The organism is Cytobacillus oceanisediminis 2691 (assembly GCF_000294775.2).
In the GTDB taxonomy this organism is placed as follows: domain Bacteria; phylum Bacillota; class Bacilli; order Bacillales; family Cytobacillaceae; genus Cytobacillus; species Cytobacillus pseudoceanisediminis.
The window spans coordinates 5,274,958-5,297,823 of record NZ_CP015506.1 but is presented as its reverse complement, the minus strand read 5'-3'; the positions used below and the strand labels follow the sequence as shown (position 1 = coordinate 5,297,823).

The 22,866-nt window shown below is 44.6% G+C and carries 21 protein-coding genes; 14 read left to right on the top strand and 7 right to left on the bottom strand.

Annotated features, from left to right (window positions below; all coding sequences use genetic code 11):
- Nucleotides 1-18: 18 nt before the first annotated feature.
- The 4 genes from A361_RS26435 (at nucleotide 19) to A361_RS26420 (ending at nucleotide 4,447) form a co-directional block, all read left to right on the top strand.
- The gene (locus tag A361_RS26435; RefSeq protein WP_019380542.1) at nucleotides 19-1,680 is read left to right on the top strand and encodes a glycoside hydrolase family 13 protein; all 1,662 of its coding nucleotides are present in this window, start codon (nucleotides 19-21) and stop codon (nucleotides 1,678-1,680) included.
- Nucleotides 1,681-1,792: 112 nt separating this feature from the next.
- The gene (ybaK, locus tag A361_RS26430) at nucleotides 1,793-2,269 is read left to right on the top strand and encodes a Cys-tRNA(Pro) deacylase (protein ID WP_009332365.1); all 477 of its coding nucleotides are present in this window, start codon (nucleotides 1,793-1,795) and stop codon (nucleotides 2,267-2,269) included.
- Between the two features lie 583 nt (nucleotides 2,270-2,852).
- Entirely contained in the window at nucleotides 2,853-3,962 is a 1,110-nt protein-coding gene (locus A361_RS26425) for a PRK06851 family protein (RefSeq protein ID WP_009332364.1), read from the top strand.
- A 17-nt stretch (nucleotides 3,963-3,979) separates the two neighbouring features.
- Nucleotides 3,980-4,447 (top strand): hypothetical protein, encoded by a 468-nt coding sequence (locus A361_RS26420; RefSeq protein ID WP_009332363.1) that lies wholly within the window; start codon nucleotides 3,980-3,982, stop codon nucleotides 4,445-4,447.
- 196 nt (nucleotides 4,448-4,643) lie between these two features.
- Here A361_RS26420 and A361_RS26415 read toward each other — a convergent pair whose 3' ends face one another.
- Nucleotides 4,644-6,008 (bottom strand): YjiH family protein, encoded by a 1,365-nt coding sequence (locus A361_RS26415; protein ID WP_009332362.1) that lies wholly within the window; start codon nucleotides 6,006-6,008, stop codon nucleotides 4,644-4,646.
- 184 nt (nucleotides 6,009-6,192) lie between these two features.
- Between A361_RS26415 and A361_RS26410 the strand changes: the two genes are divergently transcribed.
- The 4 genes from A361_RS26410 (at nucleotide 6,193) to A361_RS26395 (ending at nucleotide 9,110) form a co-directional block, all read left to right on the top strand.
- Nucleotides 6,193-6,996 (top strand): ABC transporter permease, encoded by an 804-nt coding sequence (locus A361_RS26410; RefSeq protein WP_019380545.1) that lies wholly within the window; start codon nucleotides 6,193-6,195, stop codon nucleotides 6,994-6,996.
- A gap of 3 nt (nucleotides 6,997-6,999) precedes the next feature.
- On the top strand, nucleotides 7,000-7,806 hold the full coding sequence (locus tag A361_RS26405) for an ABC transporter permease (protein WP_009332360.1): 807 nt from the start codon (nucleotides 7,000-7,002) through the stop codon (nucleotides 7,804-7,806).
- A gap of 21 nt (nucleotides 7,807-7,827) precedes the next feature.
- Nucleotides 7,828-8,835: an ABC transporter ATP-binding protein gene (locus A361_RS26400; RefSeq protein WP_019380546.1), complete on the top strand. Its 1,008-nt coding sequence runs from the start codon at nucleotides 7,828-7,830 to the stop codon at nucleotides 8,833-8,835.
- A gap of 71 nt (nucleotides 8,836-8,906) precedes the next feature.
- The gene (locus A361_RS26395) at nucleotides 8,907-9,110 is read left to right on the top strand and encodes a hypothetical protein (RefSeq protein WP_162271992.1); all 204 of its coding nucleotides are present in this window, start codon (nucleotides 8,907-8,909) and stop codon (nucleotides 9,108-9,110) included.
- 313 nt (nucleotides 9,111-9,423) lie between these two features.
- Here the strand turns inward: A361_RS26395 and A361_RS26390 are convergent, their stop codons facing one another.
- The gene (locus A361_RS26390) at nucleotides 9,424-10,743 is read right to left on the bottom strand and encodes a short-chain fatty acid transporter (RefSeq protein WP_009332357.1); all 1,320 of its coding nucleotides are present in this window, start codon (nucleotides 10,741-10,743) and stop codon (nucleotides 9,424-9,426) included.
- A gap of 141 nt (nucleotides 10,744-10,884) precedes the next feature.
- Here A361_RS26390 and A361_RS26385 point away from each other — a divergent pair, with 141 nt between their 5' ends.
- The 4 genes from A361_RS26385 to A361_RS26370 all read left to right on the top strand — a co-directional run bounded on the left by A361_RS26385 (nucleotide 10,885) and on the right by A361_RS26370 (nucleotide 14,468).
- Nucleotides 10,885-11,373 carry a GNAT family N-acetyltransferase gene (locus tag A361_RS26385; RefSeq protein WP_009332356.1) on the top strand — a complete coding sequence of 163 codons (489 nt, stop codon included), beginning with the start codon at nucleotides 10,885-10,887 and terminating at the stop codon, nucleotides 11,371-11,373.
- Nucleotides 11,374-11,516: 143 nt separating this feature from the next.
- Entirely contained in the window at nucleotides 11,517-12,179 is a 663-nt protein-coding gene (locus A361_RS26380) for a DNA alkylation repair protein (protein WP_019380548.1), read from the top strand.
- 321 nt (nucleotides 12,180-12,500) lie between these two features.
- A complete protein-coding gene (locus tag A361_RS26375) occupies nucleotides 12,501-13,358 on the top strand; it encodes a Cof-type HAD-IIB family hydrolase (RefSeq protein WP_019380549.1) in 858 nt (285 codons plus the stop codon).
- 24 nt (nucleotides 13,359-13,382) lie between these two features.
- Complete coding sequence (locus A361_RS26370; RefSeq protein WP_019380550.1) at nucleotides 13,383-14,468, top strand: PQQ-dependent sugar dehydrogenase; 1,086 nt, start codon at nucleotides 13,383-13,385, stop codon at nucleotides 14,466-14,468.
- Between the two features lie 24 nt (nucleotides 14,469-14,492).
- Here A361_RS26370 and A361_RS26365 read toward each other — a convergent pair whose 3' ends face one another.
- The 3 genes from A361_RS26365 to A361_RS26355 form a co-directional block, all read right to left on the bottom strand.
- The gene (locus A361_RS26365; RefSeq protein WP_019380551.1) at nucleotides 14,493-15,143 is read right to left on the bottom strand and encodes a TetR/AcrR family transcriptional regulator; all 651 of its coding nucleotides are present in this window, start codon (nucleotides 15,141-15,143) and stop codon (nucleotides 14,493-14,495) included.
- A gap of 68 nt (nucleotides 15,144-15,211) precedes the next feature.
- A complete protein-coding gene (locus A361_RS26360) occupies nucleotides 15,212-16,240 on the bottom strand; it encodes an ABC transporter permease (RefSeq protein WP_019380552.1) in 1,029 nt (342 codons plus the stop codon).
- The gene (locus tag A361_RS26355; RefSeq protein WP_009332349.1) at nucleotides 16,237-16,962 is read right to left on the bottom strand and encodes an ABC transporter ATP-binding protein; all 726 of its coding nucleotides are present in this window, start codon (nucleotides 16,960-16,962) and stop codon (nucleotides 16,237-16,239) included. Before A361_RS26355 ends, A361_RS26360 begins: the two co-directional genes overlap by 4 nt.
- 207 nt (nucleotides 16,963-17,169) lie before the next feature.
- Between A361_RS26355 and A361_RS26350 the strand changes: the two genes are divergently transcribed.
- Both A361_RS26350 and A361_RS26345 read left to right on the top strand, forming a co-directional pair.
- Nucleotides 17,170-17,892, top strand: coding sequence for a Crp/Fnr family transcriptional regulator (locus A361_RS26350; protein ID WP_019380553.1), 723 nt, complete (start codon nucleotides 17,170-17,172; stop codon nucleotides 17,890-17,892).
- Between the two features lie 219 nt (nucleotides 17,893-18,111).
- The gene (locus A361_RS26345) at nucleotides 18,112-18,546 is read left to right on the top strand and encodes an SRPBCC family protein (RefSeq protein WP_019380554.1); all 435 of its coding nucleotides are present in this window, start codon (nucleotides 18,112-18,114) and stop codon (nucleotides 18,544-18,546) included.
- A 111-nt stretch (nucleotides 18,547-18,657) separates the two neighbouring features.
- On the opposite strand, the gene A361_RS26340 is transcribed toward A361_RS26345, so the two are convergent.
- Together A361_RS26340 and bshB2 are read right to left on the bottom strand one after the other, a co-directional pair.
- Entirely contained in the window at nucleotides 18,658-21,954 is a 3,297-nt protein-coding gene (locus tag A361_RS26340) for an alpha-amylase family glycosyl hydrolase (RefSeq protein ID WP_019380555.1), read from the bottom strand.
- A 206-nt stretch (nucleotides 21,955-22,160) separates the two neighbouring features.
- Complete coding sequence (gene bshB2 / locus A361_RS26335) at nucleotides 22,161-22,826, bottom strand: bacillithiol biosynthesis deacetylase BshB2 (RefSeq protein ID WP_026041611.1); 666 nt, start codon at nucleotides 22,824-22,826, stop codon at nucleotides 22,161-22,163.
- Nucleotides 22,827-22,866 lie beyond the last annotated feature (40 nt).

Below are 22,866 nucleotides of genomic sequence, written 5' to 3'. Positions count from 1 at the left end.
TAAATTGAGGGTGTTAATATGAAGAAGGTTTGGTGGAAAGAAGCAGTAGGATATCAAATTTATCCGCGCAGTTTCCAGGATTCAAACGGAGATGGAATTGGTGATCTTCAGGGAATCATTCAGCGGCTTGATTATATTAAAGGATTGGGGATCGATGTCATCTGGATTTGCCCAATGTACAAATCCCCTAATGACGATAATGGCTATGATATTTCAGATTACCAGGATATCATGGAAGACTTCGGTTCCATGGAGGATTTCAATCAGCTGATGGATGAAGTCCATAAGCGCGATATGAAGCTGATTCTTGATCTTGTCTTGAACCATACAAGTGACGAACATCAATGGTTCATCGAATCCCGTTCATCCAAGGAGAACCCGAAGAGGGACTGGTATATTTGGAGAGACGGAAAGAATGGCAAGGAACCGAATAACTGGGAAAGCATTTTTGGCGGGTCAGCATGGGAATATGATGAGAAGACTGAACAGTATTTCCTGCACGTTTTTTCTACGAAGCAGCCTGATTTAAACTGGGAGAACAAAGAAGTCCGTGAGGCTTTATATGATACGGTGAACTGGTGGCTGGATAAGGGAATCGACGGTTTCCGGATTGATGCCATCAGCCATATCAAAAAGCGTGCCGGCCTGCCTGATATGCCGAACCCAAAAAAGCAAAAGTATGTTTCTTCCTTCGATATGCATATGAACCAGGAAGGCATTCACGAATTTTTAAAGGAATTTAAAGATCGCACATATGCGAACTATGATGTGATGACAGTGGGCGAAGCAAACGGTGTTACCGTGGATGAAGCCGATCTTTGGGTCGGTGAGGAACAGGGTAAAATGGATATGATTTTTCAATTTGAACACCTTGGCCTTTGGGATGCAGAAACCAATCCAGAGGTTGATATTGTCGAGCTGAAAAAAGTTCTTACCCGCTGGCAGAAAGGTCTGGAAGCTGATGGCTGGAACGCTTTATTTATCGAAAATCATGATAAGCCCCGTGTCGTTTCAACATGGGGAAATGATGAGGAATACTGGCACCAGAGCGCGACATCCATGGGTGCCATGTACTTCCTGATGCAGGGAACGCCATTCATTTATCAGGGACAGGAAATCGGCATGACCAATGTCCAATTCCCATCCATTGACGATTATGATGACGTAGCCGTGAAAAACCTGTACCGCCTTAAAAAAGAGGAAGGCATGTCCCATCAGGAAATCATGGATATCATCTGGGCCTCTTCCCGCGATAACAGCCGTACGCCTATGCAGTGGTCTTCCAGGGACAACGCAGGATTCACAACAGGACAGCCATGGATGAAGGTCAACCCGAACTATAAGGAAATCAATGTGGAAGTCCAATCGCAGGACCAGGAATCCATCCTTTCGTTCTATAAAAAAATGATTCGATTGAAAAAAGAAAATGAAGTCTTCACCTATGGCCAATACGATCTGCTTCTTGAAGAAGATAAGCAAATCTATGCCTATACCCGTACATCAGATGATGACAAGGTAGTCGTCATCACGAATCTTTCAACAGAGGAAGCATCTTTTGAAGCTGAATTTAAGCTTTCTAATGATCAGCTTTTATTGAATAACTATCCGGTTGATACGCATGAAGATTCGGATTCAATTATGCTTAAGCCTTATGAAGTCCGTGTTTATCGATTGAGATAAACTTTGTTAGCAGGATTCCTTTTAGGGGTCCTGCTTTTTTATAAGTCTGATCCTTTTTGAAATTTATCCTAAAATGCTAAAATGAGAAAAATAACCAATGGAGGCGCAGGCAATGGCAAAGGGTAAAACAAACGCGATGCGTATGCTGGATGCTCAGAAAGTGGATTACGAACTGATTACATATGACAACCAGGACGGCAAAATCGATGGGGTTTCGGTTGCAGCGAAGATTGGCAAAGATCCTGAAGCTGTCTATAAAACTCTAGTTGCTCAAGGCCACAGCAAGCAGATCTATGTTTTTATCATTCCGGTGGCAGAAGAGCTTGATTTGAAAAAAGCCGCTAAAGCAGCCGGCGAAAAGAAAGTGGAAATGATTCCGGTCAAAGATATCCAGAAGCTGACCGGCTACATCCGCGGCGGCTGCTCCCCCGTCGGTATGAAGAAGCAGTATCCCTCTTTCGTTGATGCAAAGGCAGCGGGACTTGATCTGATTATTGTCAGCGGAGGCAAAATTGGCATGCAGATGGAGCTCAAAGCGGAAGAATTGCAGAAGGCCATCGGAGCTGAACTTGCGGATTTAATTAAATAATTAAAGTGAAGAGTGCTGGATCATCATGATTCGGCACTCTTTTTTTAACGAAAAAAGTATAAAATTTTGAACGTCGATAATTGTCTAGCGCAAGCAGCCTACCCCCTCGAGGTCACAAGCTTGTCTTGTTGAGGCTCCTAGGGACTCGAGACATAAGCCATTCCCTTTCAGAAGGAAAAAACACCTTCTTGCAGGGCTCGTCTTATGCTTGTCGTCCCTGAGCAGTCGCCTACACATTTCGGTTTGTCTTGTTTCGGCTCCTAGGGACTCGGGGTCATAAGCCGTTTCCTTTCAGAAGGAAGAACGCCTTCTTGCAGGAACTGTCTTATGCCTGTCGTCCCTGGGCAGTCGCCTCCTCATTTCGGGCAATCCTCCCAAAAAGGCAAAGAACGCCTTTTCGGGAGGCTCGTCTTGTGCTTGGGGCCCCGGATGGGGGTCATGCAGACGTTGCCACAGGACGTGGCGTTCTTAGTCTGCGTTCCTTCGTGGGCAAGGCGCTTCCGCTTTTCTAAATAGGCTTTCACCCATCCTGCTCCCTTTGCATACTGTAAGGTGAAAATGCATTTCGAAAGGAAGTGTAAGAATGGCTGGGAAAATACTGAAATACTTCGCCGGCGGGAATACAGCCCGGGGGTTCCACAATCTATTCGAATCGAACCTGCAGGGGCTTGATCGCTTATTCATTTTAAAAGGCGGCCCAGGAACAGGCAAATCATCACTGATGAAAGCAATCGGAGCGGAACTGTCCGAAAAGGGCTATGACCTTGAATACATTTATTGCTCATCTGACAGTCAATCAATCGATGGCGTGATCATTCCTTCTTTAAAAGCAGGCATTGTCGACGGAACAGCGCCGCATGTGATTGAACCGAAAGCACCCGGAGCCGTCGAAGAATATATTAATCTCGGAGAAGCTTGGGATTCAAGGGCGCTGGCTGCGAAAAGAGAAGAAATAACTTTACTGTCTGGTCAGATCAGCAATTCCTTTGCAGCGGCCTATGACACATTTGCCGAAGCACTGAGAATCCATGATGAATGGGAGAAAATCTATATAGAAAATATGAATTTCCAGAAGGCGGATGAATTGACCAAGAAGCTGATCTCCGTCTTCTATGGAAATGCAAAATTGAACAAAACTCCATCTGTGAAACATCGTTATTTAGGGGCAGCCACTCCGATTGGAGCGGTGGATTTCGTGCCGAATCTTACGGAGGATATTCAAAAAAGGTACTTCATTAAAGGGCGTCCGGGTTCCGGCAAGTCAACGATGCTTAAGAAGCTGGCAGCAGAAGCTGAAAGCCGCGGATTTGATATTGAAATCTATCATTGCGGGTTCGATCCGCACAGCCTGGATATGATCATCGTTCGCGAGCTGGGCCTCGCTATTTTTGACAGCACGGCGCCGCATGAGTATTTTCCGGATCGTGATGGAGATGAAATCGTCGACATGTATGAAATTACGATCAATTCAGGCACAGATGAAATTTACGCTGAACAGCTAAAGGATATCAGCACCCGTTATAAAAATAAAATGACCGAAGCCATATCCTATCTGGCACGGGCCAAAACCCAGCGGGACACGCTGGAAAACATCTATGTAAGCGCCATGGACTTTGCAGTAGTTGACCGGATCAAAGAGAAGGTCCGCTCTGAGCTGCTGCTGATTTCAGAGAAAGTTTCAATAAGGGAATAGAAGGGAGACCACACACAATGGATTTTACAAATTATCCGTTTTATCCATATATGTATGACCAGAATGAACATGGACGCATTTTTCCTGGCGGAGGATCAGGCGGTGGATTCACCATTCCGGGATTTCCGGGCGGCGGGTTTAATATTCCAGGATTCCCGCCAGGACCGCCTCCAGGTGGTCCTGGTGGTGGATTTGGGCCTCCAGGTGGCGGAGGAGGCCCCGGAGGTCAGGATGGACCGCCATCAGGGCCGCCGCCAAGCTTCACACCACAGATGCAGCAGGTAAGCACGTTTGCTGTTGATCCCGGTGCCATAAGAGGCTGCTTATTCCGCAATACGTTTATATGGCTGCAAAATGGAAACAGCTTCTGGTTCTTCCCGACCTTTGTCGGCAGAACATCTGTAGCCGGCTGGCGCTGGAGAAACTGGCGCTGGACGTATTATGGAACAGACTTGAGAAGAATTCGTTCTTTCCAATGTTTTTAAATTAAAGAAGCTAATAAAAAAGAGGTATCCGCTTCAGGATACCTCTTTTATCTGTAGAAATCAGCGCTTGCTACACTGATAGCAGCCGCTGCACCTTGTTAATCGGCCGGGTTTCTAATGTTATCGGTTAAAATGTTGATATATCGGTCACTTCCCGTCATATCAGGCTTTCAGTATTAACCCAATGGAAAACCATTTAGAAAAGAATATGAGCAGCCAGCACAATCACCGGCAAAGTAATAAGCGTTCTTTGGATAAAGATAATAATCAGGTCCCATAATGTTACAGGGATTTTAGAGCCAAGCAGAAGTCCGCCCACCTCTGACATATAAATCAGCTGGGTAACGGATACTGAAGCTACGATAAATCGTGTCATTTCGCTTTCGATGCCTGCACCGATAACGGAAGGCAAGAACATATCAGCAAATCCGACCACAAGTGTTTCCGAAGCGGCTTTTGCTTCCGGTACCTGCATCAATTCAAGCAATGGAATGAATGGCATTCCTAAATAAGCAAAAACAGGAGTATACTCCGCGATAATCAGAGCCAAGGTTCCCAAAGCCATGACAATCGGGGCTACACCCATCCACATATCCAGAATGTTTTTGGCGCCATCCTGGAAGAAGGCTTTCAAGCTCTGATTTGTGCTTGCTTTGGCAACAGCCTGCTGGAGTCCCCAGCTTGCTGATGTGTGTCCTTCAGGGATGCTCTCATCAAGCTCGGATTCCTGGCCGTTATAATACGTATCAGGCTTTCTGGACAGGGGCCAGATTCTAGGGCTGATAATGGCGCAAAGGAATCCCGCTGCTGTAATGGTCAGGTAAAAAGGCACAAACATATGGCCAAGATTCACCTGTGAAATAACAACAAGGCTGAAGGTAATGGATACGACGGAAAAGGTTGTGCCAATAATGGCCGCTTCCCTTTTCGTATAATAGCCTTCTTCATACTGTTTGCTGGTTAGAAGAACACCAATGGTCCCATCGCCAAGCCAGGATGCCACACAGTCAATCGATGACCTTCCAGGCAGCTTAAATACAGGACGCATGATTTTTGTTAAAAGTGCGCCAAAGAATTCAAGCAATCCGAAGTTCAGCAGCAAAGGCAGGAACAGCCCGGCAAATAAAAAGACCGAGAACAGGATCGGCAGAAGGTCATTTAGGAGAAGTCCGCCTGTGTTTTCAGACCAGATCTGTTCAGGACCGATTTGAAAAAGGGTAATAACTGCAAAAACAGCGCCTATAAATCTCGCTGCAGCCCAGATGTAGGGAACGTCAAATAGGTTCTTGAAAAAAGGGCTTTTTTCGATAAAAGCGGGCTTAGCGAATTTGGCCAGCAATGTACCCAAAAGTGTAATGACAATAATAAAGGTCATAATTTCAGGAAGATAGTCTGCGAGCAGGTTTTGGATCCAGCCTGAAAATATGGCTATAGGAATTGTAATATCCCCTTGATATTTGATCGGAACCATGAATAAGCTGATTCCAATTAAAGAAGGTATGAGAAATTTTATTAGATCTGAAGAAGAATGCTTCTTTCTGGATGCATCAAACAATATCATTCACCTTTTTCTTATATTTATAAACCAAATGTTATTTTAATTCATAACCCCTGAAAAAGCCAACCCTTTCTCTTAAATTCCACTGTTTCCCTTCTTTTTAAACTTCTAAAACAAACATATTTTTAAGATCCCATATTATGTTAAAATATGAAATAATCAAAAAAATCAAAAAGCAGGTGTGCGGATGTTCAGGTTTCGGTTATATTGGACCTTCACAAAGAAGGCCTTTCTTCGATCAGCCGTTTATCGATTTGATGTATGGTCGCGGCTTGGCTCAAATCTTATTTTTCTGCTGATGTGGGGTTCAATTTGGACTGCTTTATATGCCGGAAGGGAAGAAGCTGGCGGCGTCAGCTTTGAGTCCATGCTGACATATATTGTGGTCAGCCAATTTTTATCTGGAGTAAATGGGGCGGGCACCCCGCTGTGGGAAATCCAGGAGAAGGTCCGGACCGGAGATATTTCCCTGGAATTAATGAGGCCGTTTGATGTGCCGCTCCGCTATCTTTTTGCCGATTTTGGCAGTGTGGCCTTTTACATACTGACAGCGCTGCTCCCTTTATATACAGTCATGTTCATTTTTATGGATTTGACATTGCCCTCTAGCTGGGAGACTTGGGCTTTGTTCATCGTATCCGCTTTTATTGGATTCCTGATCCGCTATTGCATTGAAATGTCTTTTGGGCTGCTTTCCTTTTTTCTCGTTGAAACAGGCGGGATTGTCGATGTCTTTTACTTTGCCATGTCCCTTCTTTCGGGGTCAGTCATTCCTCTGTGGTTTTTTCCGGGCTGGCTGGAAAAGATGGCGCTTTACTTGCCGTTTCAGGGGATCTATTACATACCAAATGCGATTTTTATAGGCAGAATCTCTGGAATTGAAATCCTGCTTTCCCTGGGTGTCCAATTATTTTGGGCTGCAGCCAGTTATCTGTTATTAAGGTTTGTCTGGAATCGCGCATCCCAAAAAGTAGTGGTACAGGGGGGATAGAGTGTGAGTGTTTTAAAATATTTGGATTTGTATTTCAAGCTCATCTCCGCAGGTGTAAGGGCCCAGCTGCAGTACCGGTTTGCCTTTGTCATGAGGATTGTCGGGCTGATCACATCTTATACAGGCACTGCTGTCACGATGTGGATCATGCTTTATCAGTTTCAGGAACTGGGCTCATGGACCTTTTACGAGATGCTGTTTCTATTTGCTGTCGCTGTTTTATCCTGGGGATTCTGCATCATTCTCTTTTTTCATTTCAGGGGGTTGGATACCTACATCTTAAACGGCACATTTGACCGCTTCCTTGTCAGGCCGATCAATCCATTTTTTCATTTCATGGCGATGAAGTTTGACGTTGCATCTTTTGGACAGTTCATCTTCAGCATCGGCATTTTTATTTGGGTCAGCTTTGAGCTGCAGCTGGATTGGACCATCGGGAAAAGTTTGTTTCTGCTGTTATCCGTGGTTGGGGGAATCCTCATCCAGGGTGGTCTGCTTGTCATGATATCTGCCCTCGCTTTCTGGACGACAAAATCGGAGCAATTTTACTGGGTGGCCATGTATCCGGCCCGAAATCTGACCAATTATCCTCTGGTCATCTATCCGAAAGCCGTCCAATGGTTTACCGCTTTTGTCGTTCCATTCGGCTTTGTGAATTACTTTCCCGCGGCTGTGCTTCTGGAAAAGGAAACGCCATTTTTCCCTGAGAATATTGGGTATTATTCGCCGCTTGTCGGCATCGTTTTTTTTGCCATAGCCTATTATATTTGGATGCTCGGTTTAAAGAGGTATAAGAGTACAGGTTCATGACATAGTTTAGGAGGGCTGGAATTGCCGATTATAGAGGTTGAACATTTGATGAAGGACTTTATGATTGCCAAGAGGGAGACAGGCTTTCTCGGCGCTGTGAAGAGCCTGGTGAAAAGAGAACATATTAAGAAGGAAGCAGTGAAGGATATCAGCTTTTCGATCGGAGAAGGGGAAATGGTCGGCTATATCGGACCGAATGGTGCCGGAAAATCCACCACCATCAAAATGCTTACGGGCATTCTTGTCCCAAGCTCAGGGAGTGTAACGGTAAACGGCATCATTCCCTATGAAAACAGGCAGGAAAATGCCAAGAATATCGGAGTGGTATTCGGCCAGAGAACACAGCTTTGGTGGGATCTTCCTACAATCGAATCGTTTGAGCTGCTGAAGGAAATCTATCAGGTTTCGGCTAAACGGTATAAGGAAAACATGGACACCTTTACAGAGATATTGGGGCTGGATGAATTCTTGAATACTCCGGTCCGCCAGCTGTCTCTTGGGCAAAGGATGAGAGCTGATATTGCCGCATCCCTGCTGCATGACCCGCCAATCCTATTTCTTGATGAACCGACGATTGGCCTGGATGTCATCGCTAAGGAGAAAATGAGGACATTTATTAAAGAGATTAATAATGAGCGCAAAATCACCGTCATTTTAACCACACATGATATGGAGGATATCGAAAAACTTTGTGAGCGGATGATTCTCATTGACCATGGGCAAAAGGTTTACGACGGGGAAATCGCAGTGGTAAAAGAGCGTTTTGGCAAAACGAGGACACTCATCGTTGACCTGGAGGAATCATCTCACAGCCTCCAGCTTAAGGGCCGTGAGGTGTTTAAAGAAGAAGCAAGCCGCTTCTGGATCCGATTTAACCGGGATGAAGTGTCCGCCTCGGAATTAATTGCCCAAATTACTGAAACACATAATATCAAAGATTTAACTGTGGAAGAGCCTGCAATCGAATCCATCATCAGCCGCATTTATCAGGAGGGCTATCAGGAGCTGCCTGAAACGGTCAAAGTATAAATTGCACCTACCTAAAAATAGGCTCGGCTAATATATCAATATTTTCTGAAAAATTGATATACTATAGAGAGGTGATCAAATTGATTCTATATTTGCTGGGCTTTTGTGCAGTATTGCTGGGAGCGGGAATGTTTGTGGACTGGTGGCATAAAAAGCATGGAATTGACGATTTTGACCCTGAAGAAAATGAAAAGCATGTATCTGAGTCAGAGAGAGCTTATATCGAGTCTTATATGCATAACATGAAAAATGATCATCATAATGGAATGTCATGAGAAAAGCGGAAGCGCCATTCCCACGAAGGAACGCAGACTAAGATCTCGCCACGTCCTGTGGCAACGTCTGCATGACCCGCATCCTCCCAAAAGCTGCCGCTTTTGGTCGTGCGATGATTATGCTGAAGAAGCCTTCCTTGTCCTGCGGGCCTCAAGCCTAAGACAGGCCTCACGGAAAGGAGTTCTTTGCCTTTCTGAGAGGATTGGCTTGTGACCCCAAGGGGGCAGGCGCTGGAGCTAGACAGTTATCTAAATTAAGATAATACACATTATCTCATAATAGAAGAGCATGGCGGATGCCATGCTCTTGACTTTAGAAAAATAAAAACCCTATTGAAATAATCACCCCGCTGACCAGCAGAGTCAGAACACAGAATCCCATGATGTCCTTTGCTTTGAGTCCTGCAATGGCGAGCGCCGGAAGGGCCCAGAAAGGCTGAATTAAGTTGGTCCAGGCATCACCCCATGCGACAGCCATGGCTGTTTTAGGGATGGAGGCACCCATTGACTGAGCCGCTTCAAGCATAATCGGAGCCTGAACCGCCCACTGGCCTCCTCCTGAAGGAACAAAGAAGTTCACAAGCCCCGCGCTTAAAAACGCGAAGAAATGGAATGTGTAATCATTCGAAATGCTGACAAACGCTTCAGACATAACTGCAGCAAGTCCTGAGGCAGTCATCATGCCCATGATTCCGGCATAAAACGGGAACTGAATAATGATTCCGCTAGCCCCTTTCACTGCATTGAGGACAGCTTCGAGGAACCTTTTAGGTGTTCCATGGAAAAGGATGCCGAGGAACAGGAATAGGAAATTTACGATATCAAGGTTCAGGTTAAACCCCTTTGCAGCGAAATAATAAAATAAGAAAACAAGACCAAAAATTCCGGCAAGCAGGGAAATCAGACGGCTGTTTTCCAGGCGTTCAGCAGGTGTCATCGCCTCTTTTTCAATTGAAGCTGCCTGGATGTCTTCTTGAAGAAGAGCAGGATCGACCACAATGGTCTCTTCTTTCGACGGCATCATAAAACGGTTTACAAAAGGCAAAACCAACAATAGTGCGACAACAATGAAAATATTGAATCCGGCAAAGATGGTCTGGTCAGTAGAGATGACGCCAATCATCTCTTCAGAGAAGTGTCCAGGTGTAGCAATGGTCAATGGAATCGAACCTGAAATTCCTCCGTGCCAGACAACGAAGCCGGCGTAAGCGCTTGCAATCAACAGGCGATAATCCACATTTTTTACTTTTTTGGCAAGCTCTTTAGCAAATAAGGCGCCAATCACGAGGCCAAATCCCCAGTTAATTAAGCTTGCAATCATCGATACGAATGACACAATAAGGATAGCCTGGCCTGGTGACTTGGCTAATGATGCCAGTGCACCTAATCCTTTTTTAAAGATCGTGCTGCTGGCCAGCACGTGTCCAGTGACTAAAACCAGCACCATCTGCATGGAAAAAGTCAGCAGGCCCCAAAAACCATTTCCCCAATGCTGAACCATTTGGTAAGGTCCATTATCTGTGAAAATCAAACCTAATCCAAAAACAACGAAGGTTAGGATAATGACAAATAAAAATGGATCAGGCAAATACCGCTGCATAATGCGGTTAAAGAAAGATACCAGTACTTTCATGATGCAACCCCCAATTTTAATTATTAACCTATTATATTTTCTGTAAAATTCGATCTATTCCTTCTTTTCTGACATAATTGTTGTCTAAAAGGCTTCTGCCACTTAAATTAGGAGAGTAAACATCGAAAGGAGACAGGAGATATGGACGTTAAAATAGTGAAAGCTGAATGGAAAGACCGGGATATCGTAAGAAACATGTATGCTTTCTATCTGCACGATTTAACAAAATACACTGATGCATTGGAGATAAATGAAGAAGGCACATTCGAATTTGACGCCTTTTCATTAATCTGGGACAAAGAAGGCATAGAACCTTACCTCATTAAAGCTGATGGCAAACTGGCAGGATTCCTGCTGCTTTTGCGTGCACCCTTTTTAAGAAAAGCAGATTACTGCATCAATGACTTTTTCCTGTATAACTCGTTCAGAGGGAAAAACGTGGGGCAAACAGCGATTGATCTATTGTTCAGCGAATATAAGGGAACCTACTATATAGAGCAGTTAAAACGAAATGAGCCTGCTATCCGCTTTTGGAAGAAGGTGTACCGCTATTATCAGCTTAATGTTGACGAGACCTCGAGAATGGAAGATGGAGAAGAATGTGTAGGGCAGTTGGTGAATGTGGAATGATAAATTAACTGAACCCGGTGCTTCCCTGTGAGTCCGAACCGGGCTTCTTCGGACAGGAAAAGGAGAAATCGGGAAGAGCGAGTCCGAACCCGGACTCGGATAGGGAAGCATAACCCCAAGTTGATGCAAAAAGGAGTGTTCAGATGGATATTCGATTATTAATAAAGCTTTTTGAGGAAAATAGAGACATAGAAAAAGCAATCCCCATGCAAAGCTATCTTAAAGACCACTTTCCTTTTCTTGGAATTAAGGCGCCTGAACGAAGAGCTCTTTTAAAGGAATATTTTAATGAGACAGGCCTTCTGAAGCAGGAATTTAATCCGGATTTTGTGGAAGCCTTATGGGATCTGGAAGAGCGTGAATACCAGGCTGCCGCCCTTGACTACATCGGGAAATTCACAAGGAAACTGGACAAAAGTCATCTCTCATTAGTTGAAAAGCTGATCACAACGAAATCCTGGTGGGATACCGTCGATATGCTTGCCGCCCACCCAGCAGGCGCCATCGCGGCCAAAAATCCAGAAGTAATCCCCGAAAAAATAGAGGGATGGGCGACCAGCGAAAATATGTGGCTCCGCAGGGCCGCCATCCTATTTCAGCTGAAATACAAAACCAGCACAAACGAAGACCTGCTATACCGCTATATTATGCTAAACAATGACAGCAAAGAATTCTTCATCCAAAAAGCCATCGGCTGGGCGCTCAGGGAATACTCCAAAACAAACCCTGAATCAGTTAAAAGGTTTATTGAATCAAACACACTTGCCAGGCTGAGCATTAGGGAGGGGAGTAAGTATATTGGTTAGACTCTTAGGTTTTTATCATTTAAATTAGGAGCACTGAGTTGATTGCAGTGGAGGACTCTTGATCCTCGCAAATGCTGACGCATTTCCTTCGTGCTATGCTTAGCCGAGGAAGCATAATCAATGTCCTGCGGAGGAGGCTCTCGTTCCTCCCCGAGGGTTTGCTGGGGGCCCGCAGCGGAAATTAACGGGCAGCATACATAAACTAAAATAAGTAAGAGAGTTTTTCAGGGAAGTGCAATTATTTAAAATAACCCTAAGAACATGATAGAATGGCAAATAAGTTTTTCAGTAAAAATACTACAGCCAGAAGGTGAAATTATAATGATCAAATGCATTGCAAGTGATATGGACGGCACGCTTTTAACCGCCACACAGAAAATCACGCCTGAAAATATCGAAGCCATTAAAACAGCACAGGAAAAAGGAGTCGAAGTAGTCATCGCAACCGGGCGCTCCTACTTCGAAGCAAGCTTCGTCCTCGATGAAGCCGGCATCTCCTGCCCGATTATTTGCGCAAACGGGGCAGAAGTGAGAGCTGCAGATGGAAAAGTTGTATCCTCCAATCCGCTCGATAAGGACCTGGCTAAAAAAGCTGCCTATATCCTTGTACAGAACAACGTTTATTTCGAGGTATACACAAACCAGGGTACATACACCATTGATGAAGACCGCGGCGTCTCCATCATTGTCGACATCTTTTTAAGCGGAAATCCAGAAGCGGATATTGACGAAGTGACAAAAGCTGCGGAAGAACGCTTTATAAAAGGGCTGGTGCGAAAAGTGAACAGCTATGACGAGCTTTTCAACAGTGACGAGCACCAAATATACAAGCTGCTGGCCTTCTCATTCGAACCGGATTTTCTCGTATCCGCCAAAGAAGACTTGCTTAAGCTTGAAGGCATGGCTGTAAGTTCATCAGGGGATGAGAATCTGGAGCTGACAAGTGTGAACGCCCAAAAGGGGATTGCTCTTGAAGCTTTTGTAAAAGAAAGAGGCATTTCACTTCTGGAAACAATGGCAATTGGCGATAATTATAATGATTTGTCTATGTTCAAACGTGCAGGAAGATCCGTTGCCATGGGAAATGCCGATGACATCATTAAAGCACAATGTGATGCGGTGACATCTGCAAATGAAGACAGCGGTGTAGCCAAGGCAATCCGGGAAGTCCTGAAGTAAAATTTCAAGGGGGATGAAAGCTGGATGAAAAAGGTGTTAGGTGCAGGGTTACTGGTTTTTGGCCTGCTGGCTGGATGCTCAAGTACCGGCGGGAATAATAGCGGGAAACAAGTCGAGGATCAGGAGGCAAGCCTTCCTGCCGGTGAAGAGCCGGAAATACTGGCGGATGAGCTTGATATTCCCTGGTCCATTGCCAAAACAGGCGAAACCTTTTACATGACGGAAAGGCAGGGCAGCATCGTAAAAGTAGAGGATGGCAAGAAAGAACGTCAAAAAGTTGAACTTGCGAAAAAACTTTCTACTGCTTCCGAAGCTGGATTGCTTGGATTTGTGCTGGCACCTGATTTTTCACAATCAAATGAAGCATATGCCTATTACACCTATGAAAACACCTCAGGTCAGTTTAATCGTATAGTGACCCTTGGGCTTCAAGAGGGAACGTGGAAAGAGGAGAGGCTTTTGCTCGATAAAATCCCGAGCGGGCAGTTCCACCACGGCGGCAGGCTTGAAATTGGCCCTGACGGAAAGCTTTATGCTACTGCAGGCGATGCTGCCACTGATCCTGAAATTGCTCAGGATGTGAATTCTCTGGGAGGAAAAATCCTAAGAATGAATCTGGATGGGAGCGTACCGGGGGATAATCCTTTCAGCGGATCCTATGTTTATAGTTACGGCCACCGCAATCCGCAGGGGCTGGCATGGGCTGAGGATGGAACTTTATATGAAAGTGAGCACGGCCCATCGGCCAATGATGAAATCAATAAGATCCTTCCCGGTAAAAATTACGGATGGCCCGTCATAAAAGGGACCGAAAAGAAGGAAGGAATGGAATCACCGCTATTTACCTCAGGTGATGACGAAACCTGGGCTCCGTCCGGGGTGGCCTATTATAAAGGCAAGCTTTACACTGCCGCTTTAAGAGGCAGTGCCGTTCTTGAGTTTGATCTGGAAACAAAGAACGTCAGGAAAATTGTTTCTAACTTAGGAAGAATCCGGGACGTCTTTATTGAAGGGGATGTGCTATATTTTATCAGCAACAATACGGACGGACGCGGCAATCCGCTTGATAAAGATGACAAACTCTATCAAATTCCGCTTTCGGATATATAAAAAGCCTGGCAGCTGTGCCAGGCTTTAGTCTTTAGCAGAAAGTCCATGCATGATGAATTGAATGGTCAGCTCGATTTCCTTTTCATCATCCCAATCGGCTTCAGGCAATATTAAATACCTCGCGATTAAAAAGCCAAATATCGATGTAAAGGTCATTCTGACTACACTATAGGCTGGAATACCAATAATCTGGCCTTTTTTCTGATAATATTCAGCCAAAGTAACAAAGCGTTCAAATACTTTAATCGCGATATGCTCTTTAAACTGTTCCTTGAGTTCAGGGTGAAACGGAATTTCCTGAATCAGGATCCTAATAAGAGGCATATTGTTTTTCAGAAACGCTATCCGGTTTTCCATCATGGCTCTTAAAAAATCTTCAAAGTGTTCGTATTTATGATTAATTACTTTGTATAGATCCTTGATGACAAAGGGAGCAATCAGCTTCGCCATCATCGGGGAAACAATCCCCATCAGTAAATCCTTTTTTGTTTTATAGTGTCTGAAGATGGTTCCTTCGGCTACTCCTGCCTTCTTGGCGATTTCACTTGTCGAAGTGGCTGCATAGCCTTTTTCGGAAAACGATTCAATCGCAGCCATGATAATTTTCTTCTGCTTCTCCGTAAGTCTTTCTTCTTCCTGAAATAATCCTTCTAAAATGGAATCCTGCTCTGGCATGGTTAACTCCTTTATACGTTCAAAATCTATGCCTTTATTATAAAGGAATGAAAATGCAAAAAGAAATTTTAAATTTTCCGGTACCGTCTTAAAGCAGCGATATTCAGAAACATAAAGAGCAATGAGAAAGCGAGCAGCATAAGCAGATCTTTATAAATCATTTCCCATCCAAATCCTCTCACCATTACATTTCTTAATGCTTCAGCCGCGTAATATAAAGGCGTAAAAGGACCGATCCAGCTGAGCCACTCTGATATGGTCTCCAGATTGAATAACCCCGAGAAAAAGATCTGGGGAACCACAATAAGCGGTATAAATTGAATCATCTGCAGCTCATTATTGGCAAAGGAAGACAGCAGGATTCCCAGAGTCAATGCTGTCAGCGAAAGAAGCAGTGTAATGAGCAGGACATAGCCAAAAGACCCTTCCATCAGCATGCCAAGCACATAGATTGCATACCAGGCGATGATGGCAGCCTGGATCATGGTGAATAACCCAAATCCCATGATATATCCCGTAACGATTTCCCATTTCCGGAGAGGACTGGTCAAGAGCCGCTCAAGTGTACCGGTTGTTCTTTCTCTCAAAAAGGAAACACCGGCAATCAGGAATACAAAGAAAAAGACAAAGAATCCCAGCAGCACCGGCCCGAAATAATCAAACTGCCCCATGTCGTCCGAGCCGAATAAATAATCGATCTTTATCTCCTGATTCTCTCCATTTTGCTGTATAGGCTTCAGTGCATCCTGAACCCATTTCATCACAGCTCCGTTTACACTTGGATCGCTTCCTTCCAGAACCACTGATGGCGGCATCTGATCAAACACCAGATACGCATCCAGCTTCTTGTCTGATAGGTCATTTTCTGCCAGCTTCTCCGTATCATAGTGTTTGAGTTTAGCATCTTCCAGGTTAAGCTGAGATTCCAGTTTTTCAGAGATATCAATGAGGCCAATTTCAGGCGTATATTCATCTCCGTTAAACACAAGGTGAAGCATAGTCAGGACCAGGATAGGAGCGAAGATCAATAGAGCCATCGTCCGTTTATCTCTTACAATCTGGCGGAGTATCCGTATAACCAGGGCCATAATCCTCATACTTGCGCACCTCCATATGCCAGGAAGGCATCTTCAATATTGGCAGAGCTGGTCTGCTGCATCAATTCTTCCGGTGTTCCAGCTGCAATGAGCTGTCCGTCTCTAATCATGCCAAGTCTGTCACACTTTCCAGCTTCATCCATAACATGAGTCGTCACCAGGATAGTCGTTCCGTTTTCCTTCAGACTTTTAAAAGATTCCCAGATGCTTTTTCTGAGGACAGGATCGATTCCTACAGTAGGTTCATCCAGTATGAGGAGACCAGGGCTATGCAGAAGGGAAATGGCAAGGGAAAGTCTTCTTTTCATACCCCCTGAATAATCGGAAACCAGCTTGCCGAGATGGTCAGTTAACGAAACAATTTCCATTACCTCATTCATCCGCTGCTTTTTTTCTTTTCCTTTTAATCCATACAGCGCTGCAAAAAAATCAAGATTTTCCTTTGCTGTTAAGTCAGTATATAGAGCGTCAGATTGTGCCATATAGCCAATTCGTTTGATCAAATCCAGCTGGGGCATTTTTTCGCTGAAAATATGGTTTTCCCCCTGTGTTGGCACCTCCAGTCCTGCCAGTTGTTTAACAAGCGTCGTCTTGCCGGCTCCAGATGGGCCGAGCAGGCCAAAAATTTCACCCTCGTAAATTTCAAGGTTAATGCCTTTTAAAACCTGGTGCTTTCCATAAGTCTTGGATACATTTTGGATGGAAACAATTGAATTTTTCATTGGTTCACTCCTTTTCAACTAGAAAGTGAGTAATCACTCACACCAATCATAAAGGGAAAACAGTCTATTTGTAAAGTGAGTAATCACTCATTAATTTCGACAAATGGAATTTCAAGCAATGAGCAGGCTTTTGTGAGTTAAGTCACTTCTTCCTAAACCCATCTTAGCTAAAATATTCTAATAGAAATGTAAAAGCGGGGGATGGGAATGGAAAATGAAAAGCAGGATCATAGACCGTTGATCGATGAATTTTTAGGCAAGATTGAAATTTTTAAAGAGCTCCCCAGTGAATCCATACAGCTGATCGATAAACGAATTATTAAGAAAGCTTATTTGAAGGGCGAAAGAATTATGTCTGAATATGATGTCGCCAAAGGAGTTTACTTTGTTCATTCCGGCATTGTGAAGCTGACGAAACAGGATGAACATGGCAACGAACTGATTGTCTGCATTAAGAAAAAAGGCGAGATTTTTGCAGAAGCCAACCTTTTTAACCAGACGGGCCAAACCTATCCTGCGACGGGTACAATGGTGCAGGATGGTGAAATCTACTTTCTGAACACGGATGATCTGGAACAGGAGCTTCTGTATTCACCGGAAATGGCTGTTCAGATTATCCGCTATATGAGTGAATCGCTGCGTGATATGACCTCTATTCTGAGGGACATCGCCCTGCTTGATGTGTACTCGAAAACTGTCCGGACATTGGAAAGGCTCGCGGAAAAATTCGGCGCTAACCACTGTAATCGGATGCATCTTGAGCTTCCCATAACCGTCCAGGAATTCTCCACCCTTGTCGGAACATCCCGGGAAAGTGTCAGCCGGGTTTTTTCCAGACTGAAAAAAGAAGGAATCATCGAAATTACAGGCAGAAAAATCGTCATTGTGGACTGGTGCAAATTCTGCTCCCTTTACCATCAGAGGCTGTAAGGGCGAGTTGCTTTTTAAGGTGAGAACATATATGAAATTCGAGAACTGTCTTGCTCCACAAGGATGCTCCGGCAGCTTTATCATCGCACGACTAAAAGTGCAAGCCTTTGGAAGGATATGGCGTTCTCAGTCTGTGTTCGCACTTCCGCTTTTCTTAGTCAGCCCGGCTTTTTTGTTATATAATAGAGTCATAGACTCTATGACTCTGAGGTGCAAAGCATGGCTGATTTTCGTTCCAGTGAGATTATCAATAAACCTGTACATGAAGTATTCGATTATATGATTAAAATGGAAAATGTCCCTGAACTCATGCCGTTTGTTGTGAACGTGGAAAAACAGACCGAGGGCGAGATCGGAAAAGGAACAAGGTTCATCGAAACCCGTATGGTCAGAGGGAAAAAAATCAGTGCAGATATTGAAATTATTGATTTTGAACAAGACAGAACCTATACCACCCGCAGCAATGCAAATGGACTGATAACAGAATATAAATATGATTTTCATGAAATAGAAGAAGGAACGCAGGTGGAGATGGAAGCAAACGTTAAAACCAGCGGCCTTGTCGCCAAATTAACGAAGCGTTTCATCGTGAATATTGTGAAGCGGGAAGATGGAAGCCAGCTTCAGTATTTGAAGGAAATGATGGAGAAATAAGCAAAGCGCAAGGCGCCTTGACTATCCCCCACACCTTTAACGGTTTTCGTCGTACCTTGAGCTAAACAGTAAAACAGGGAGCCTCTCCATTAGAGAGGCTCCCTGACTTTATTAATCCCTTTTTTCATCCAAAACTAGAATGACCGTACCGCCCTCATTTCTGCCGGGCAGTTTGACTTTAATCTGCTGATTTTTGTCCACTGAATATTTCTTTCCGGAATATTGGTCAATGACCTTGCTGCCGGCGGCAAATGGGACCTTTACTGTTACTTTCTTTTTATCCGTCATAGTGTTTATGCCTACAACAGCATTTATGCCGTTATAGGAGCGGTTAAAGACTAAATACCCATTAGCGTCTCTGCCTGCGAGCTTTTCGCGTGTACCTTTTGAAAACACTGCCGAGTAATCTTTCCGGATGTTAAGGAGCTTCTGGTAGTGCTTGTGCATGTCATTTCCGATTAGGGACCAGTCAAAGTCATAGCGGTTTTCATTAAATTCTCCTTTATCCATATCTCCTGCATGTTTGCCGGAAAGGCCGATTTCTTCCCCATAATAGATAACTGGCTGTCCCTTTGCTGTTATTTGGAGGGCAGATGCGATTTTCATTTTGCCCCAATCATTGCCCGCACTTGTGATCAGGAAGCCGTCTTCATCATGGCTGCTTAAGAATTGGCCAAGAGCTGCCGTATTTGAGAGCTTATCATTTCGAGCCTGCAATTTTGCTTCAGCTGCGTCGATTTTGCCGTTAATGAAATCAGCAGCGGTATGTTTAAAATCAAAATCGAGGATGGAATCCATTTCGCCGCTGTTCAGAAAGCCTCCATGTTCATCGATGTGGCCGCCGTAATATTCTCCGATGATTTTAAAGTCAGGCCTGATTTCAGTCAGGGCATTTTTAAATGCTTTCCAGGTTGTATGCTCCACGTGCTTAACGGTATCCACACGGAAGTAGTCAATCGTATCCCCGCGGTCTGTTCTTGCTTTTTCAAGCCAGTCTGTCTGCCAGTCAATAATTTGTCTGCGGACCTCTTCTTCCTCAGTTTTAAAATCAGGCAATCCGGCCAGCTCGCCGCGGATGGTATCATTTCCTCCATCCCGCAGCATGCCGGCAAAGCGCTCGCGGTCAGCATCAGAAGGGAAGTTGGGAATTCCAAGCCCAATGGAGGGATCGTTTTCCTTTAATCCATATCCGGTATGGTTCAGTACCACATCCACCATCACTTTTATGCCGCGGTCATGCGCTTTTTCCAAAAGTTCCTGGAATGTCTTAATGTCCCCAAGATGCTCATCCAATTTTGTAAAATCCTTTGCCCAGTAGCCATGATAGCCATATTGGTTTCCATCTTTATCATGGCGCAGGTCCCAATTGATGTTGTCGACGATCGGTGTAATCCAAATCGTGTTAATGCCAAGGTCCTCGAGATAATCCAGTCTTTCAATCACACCCTGGAAATCCCCGCCATGATAGGTTTCCAGATGGGACGTATCATAATTTGAATGGTTTGGATCATCGTTGGTAGAATCTCCATTGTTGAAGCGGTCTGTCAGCATAAAGTAAATGCGTGCTTCATCCCAATCAAAATCATCCTTTTTGCCGCTGAAGGTGCGGGTTTTGACTTCAACGGAAGCTTCTCCCGCATGAAAATTCCCATATTCATCAATCACTGTGATCGGCAGCTTCTTAATGCCTGCCGTTACAGATTGATCAATGGAAATGGTGTGTGCATTTAATGCCGGGTCAATACTGACTTTGCTGCTTCCGCCGATAGCAGATAGGTCTGCGTAAGCTTCTTTAATAGATACCTCAGGATCTGAAAGTATTGTTTCAATAGACAAAACGGCATTTTCATTGTATGAAACTTTATTTGGACTCACGTCAGTTCTGATCTCTGCTGCTGGGTTTTTATAGGTGATGGATGACTTTTCATTAAAAGGATCTTTTATTTCAGAAGTCTCTCCATCTCTAGTAACAAGGAAAGAGTACTCGTATGTGCCTTCTTTTAAGTGATCAATCGTCACAAAGAAACGTTCTTCCTTAAGGGAATACTGCATATCATAAATCTGTCCATTCAACTTTGCCTGAACCTTTTCAATCGAATCCATTTTTCCCTGTTTGAACAGCGCCGGATCTCTAAAATAAAGAGTAAGACTGCCATTGTTTAGAAGAGGACCCGTAATAGAAGGGACCTGATAGAATTCACTCTGGCCGCTTTTGACAATAACCTTGGTGTACTTGTCATTCCCTGTTTTAATATAGCGGTCGGCTCCATAAGGATCCTTTTGATCCCAGCCTGTTCCTTTGCGAAGCACAAATCCCATTTGCTCACTCTGCTGGCCAATTTCAATCAATGCAACAGCCCCCTTGTCATTGACTTCGGTAAAATCTGCCTGCCCATCCTTTAAGCCAGTCTGCCAGGTCCAAATGTTCCAGCCTTCATAATCGTGATTGTCTCTTACATACGTAAACTCAATAAAACGACGGTTATCTCCAGCATTCCGATCGTCAAATTCCTCTTTTGAGTAATAAACGGTTTGGTCGCCCTCAGCGAGCCATACTTCTGCCTCATTTTGGCCATCAGGCATGGTGATGGTTCTGGAAACATCCTGAGTATCCCAGTTTCCGGGACGGGGAATGACATGGATTTTACTCGAAGGAACAGAAATCTCAGCTTGGGCAAATCCTTCTGTCCGGTTTGTAAATGGGTAAGCCTTGCCATTTTTTCCGTCCTCCCATGCCCATAAATCCCAATTGAATTGCTCACCGTCATCGCGCCAGTAGTTTATTGTATAGCTATTCATCTGACCGATAATGCTGAAGCTATGCTCCAGTGTATAGCCATTGAATTCGCCAATGACAGTTACGCTTCCTGCTTCAGCAGAATTGGAGATTGCCAGCTGATTATTTTTCACCTCAACGCCATTTGCTTCAGTTTTTAATCTCCAGGCTGGCTGCACATCTTCGATAGTGCCGTTGCTATGTACTAATTTGGCTGAAAGAGGAATCAGGGTATCTTTTACAGCATCAGCAGGCATTTCAGTCGTTAATCCGCTAATAGCCAGTAAGCTGTTTCCGTTACCAGTCTTGCTATTTGCCGGATCGGCAATCCAATTGCCGTCATCCAGAATAAATTTATATTCATAGACTCCAGGTGATAAATGAATAGTCTTTGACCATATATTGTTTTCGCCTTTCGTCATTGCCAATGCTCCATCTTGCCAGCCGGTAAAACTGCCGGCGACCCGGACCTGCTGAGCTTCTCCCTGATAGGAGAAAGTAACTTGACTCCCGTCTATTACTGGACTTTCGCCTGTGCTGGCAGAGGATGAATGCGGGTGAATTCCTGTGAATAAACTGAGAATCAGGCTTAGGAGCATGATCAAGATGCCAGCTTTCCTATATTTGTCCATAAAATTCCCTCCCTATAATTGGTTAGCTAAAGTGTGTAAGGGTGTAGTGCAAGCGATTGCACCAAGAAGCAAATGAAATCGCTTGCAGATACTTAAGGAAATTCTAACATCATAATAGGGAAAGCTCATGGGCAGAAAGTAGTTAATATTCAGAAAAAACAAACACTAAAAAGCCGCTCTGAAACCAGAGGCGGCGTGCTCTATCTTTAGAATTTATAGGTCCAAAAACGTTCTTTATACATTCTGGCCAATACTTCAGGCTCTTGCTTTTTAATGCTTTCTTCCATATTCGCTGCCATCAGCTGTGTCTGTGAGGCATGTGCCTTGATCGCTGCAACTTTCCGGTCTGCAACCGCACTGACGTCATTGACAATATCCGCCTGGCCGATTTCTTCCTCACAGTTATTGGAGAATGCGACACAGTGAACCTTCGGACGCTTGTCAGCAGGCAGCTCTTTTACCGCACGGATCACAGCGGCGCCTGTTGCGTCATGATCCGGGTGCACAGCGTATCCCGGATAGAACGTGATGATGAGGGAAGGGTTTGTCTCACCGATGATGACTCCTAGTCTGTTCGCGAGCTTTTCTTCATCCTCAAACTCCACGGTTTTATCCCGGTACCCCAGCATTCTTAAGTCCTGGATGCCCAGAACCCTGGCTGCTTCCTCCAGCTCTTCTTTGCGGATTTTCGGCAGAGTTTCCCTGGTGGCAAAAGGGGGATTACCCATATTGCGCCCCATTTCTCCAAGCGTCAGGCATGCGTAGGTGACAGGTGTGCCGTTATCGATATGTAAGGAAATCGTTCCTGAAACGCCAAATGCTTCATCGTCCGGATGAGGGAAGATGACGAGTACATGTCTTTCCTTTTCCATCATGGTCGTGCTCCTTTCCATTTGATGTCCTCTGAGCCCC

Coding starts and splice junctions, on each gene's coding strand:
- A361_RS26435 (WP_019380542.1), top strand. CDS start 19: ATGAAGAAGGTTTGGTGGAAAGAAGCAGTAGGATATCAAATTTATCCG.
- ybaK (WP_009332365.1), top strand. CDS start 1,793: ATGGCAAAGGGTAAAACAAACGCGATGCGTATGCTGGATGCTCAGAAA.
- A361_RS26425 (WP_009332364.1), top strand. CDS start 2,853: ATGGCTGGGAAAATACTGAAATACTTCGCCGGCGGGAATACAGCCCGG.
- A361_RS26420 (WP_009332363.1), top strand. CDS start 3,980: ATGGATTTTACAAATTATCCGTTTTATCCATATATGTATGACCAGAAT.
- A361_RS26415 (WP_009332362.1), bottom strand. CDS start 6,008: ATGATATTGTTTGATGCATCCAGAAAGAAGCATTCTTCTTCAGATCTA.
- A361_RS26410 (WP_019380545.1), top strand. CDS start 6,193: ATGTTCAGGTTTCGGTTATATTGGACCTTCACAAAGAAGGCCTTTCTT.
- A361_RS26390 (WP_009332357.1), bottom strand. CDS start 10,743: ATGAAAGTACTGGTATCTTTCTTTAACCGCATTATGCAGCGGTATTTG.
- A361_RS26385 (WP_009332356.1), top strand. CDS start 10,885: ATGGACGTTAAAATAGTGAAAGCTGAATGGAAAGACCGGGATATCGTA.
- A361_RS26380 (WP_019380548.1), top strand. CDS start 11,517: ATGGATATTCGATTATTAATAAAGCTTTTTGAGGAAAATAGAGACATA.
- A361_RS26375 (WP_019380549.1), top strand. CDS start 12,501: ATGATCAAATGCATTGCAAGTGATATGGACGGCACGCTTTTAACCGCC.
- A361_RS26370 (WP_019380550.1), top strand. CDS start 13,383: ATGAAAAAGGTGTTAGGTGCAGGGTTACTGGTTTTTGGCCTGCTGGCT.
- A361_RS26365 (WP_019380551.1), bottom strand. CDS start 15,143: ATGCCAGAGCAGGATTCCATTTTAGAAGGATTATTTCAGGAAGAAGAA.
- A361_RS26360 (WP_019380552.1), bottom strand. CDS start 16,240: ATGAGGATTATGGCCCTGGTTATACGGATACTCCGCCAGATTGTAAGA.
- A361_RS26355 (WP_009332349.1), bottom strand. CDS start 16,962: ATGAAAAATTCAATTGTTTCCATCCAAAATGTATCCAAGACTTATGGA.
- A361_RS26350 (WP_019380553.1), top strand. CDS start 17,170: ATGGAAAATGAAAAGCAGGATCATAGACCGTTGATCGATGAATTTTTA.
- A361_RS26345 (WP_019380554.1), top strand. CDS start 18,112: ATGGCTGATTTTCGTTCCAGTGAGATTATCAATAAACCTGTACATGAA.
- A361_RS26340 (WP_019380555.1), bottom strand. CDS start 21,954: ATGGACAAATATAGGAAAGCTGGCATCTTGATCATGCTCCTAAGCCTG.
- bshB2 (WP_026041611.1), bottom strand. CDS start 22,826: ATGGAAAAGGAAAGACATGTACTCGTCATCTTCCCTCATCCGGACGAT.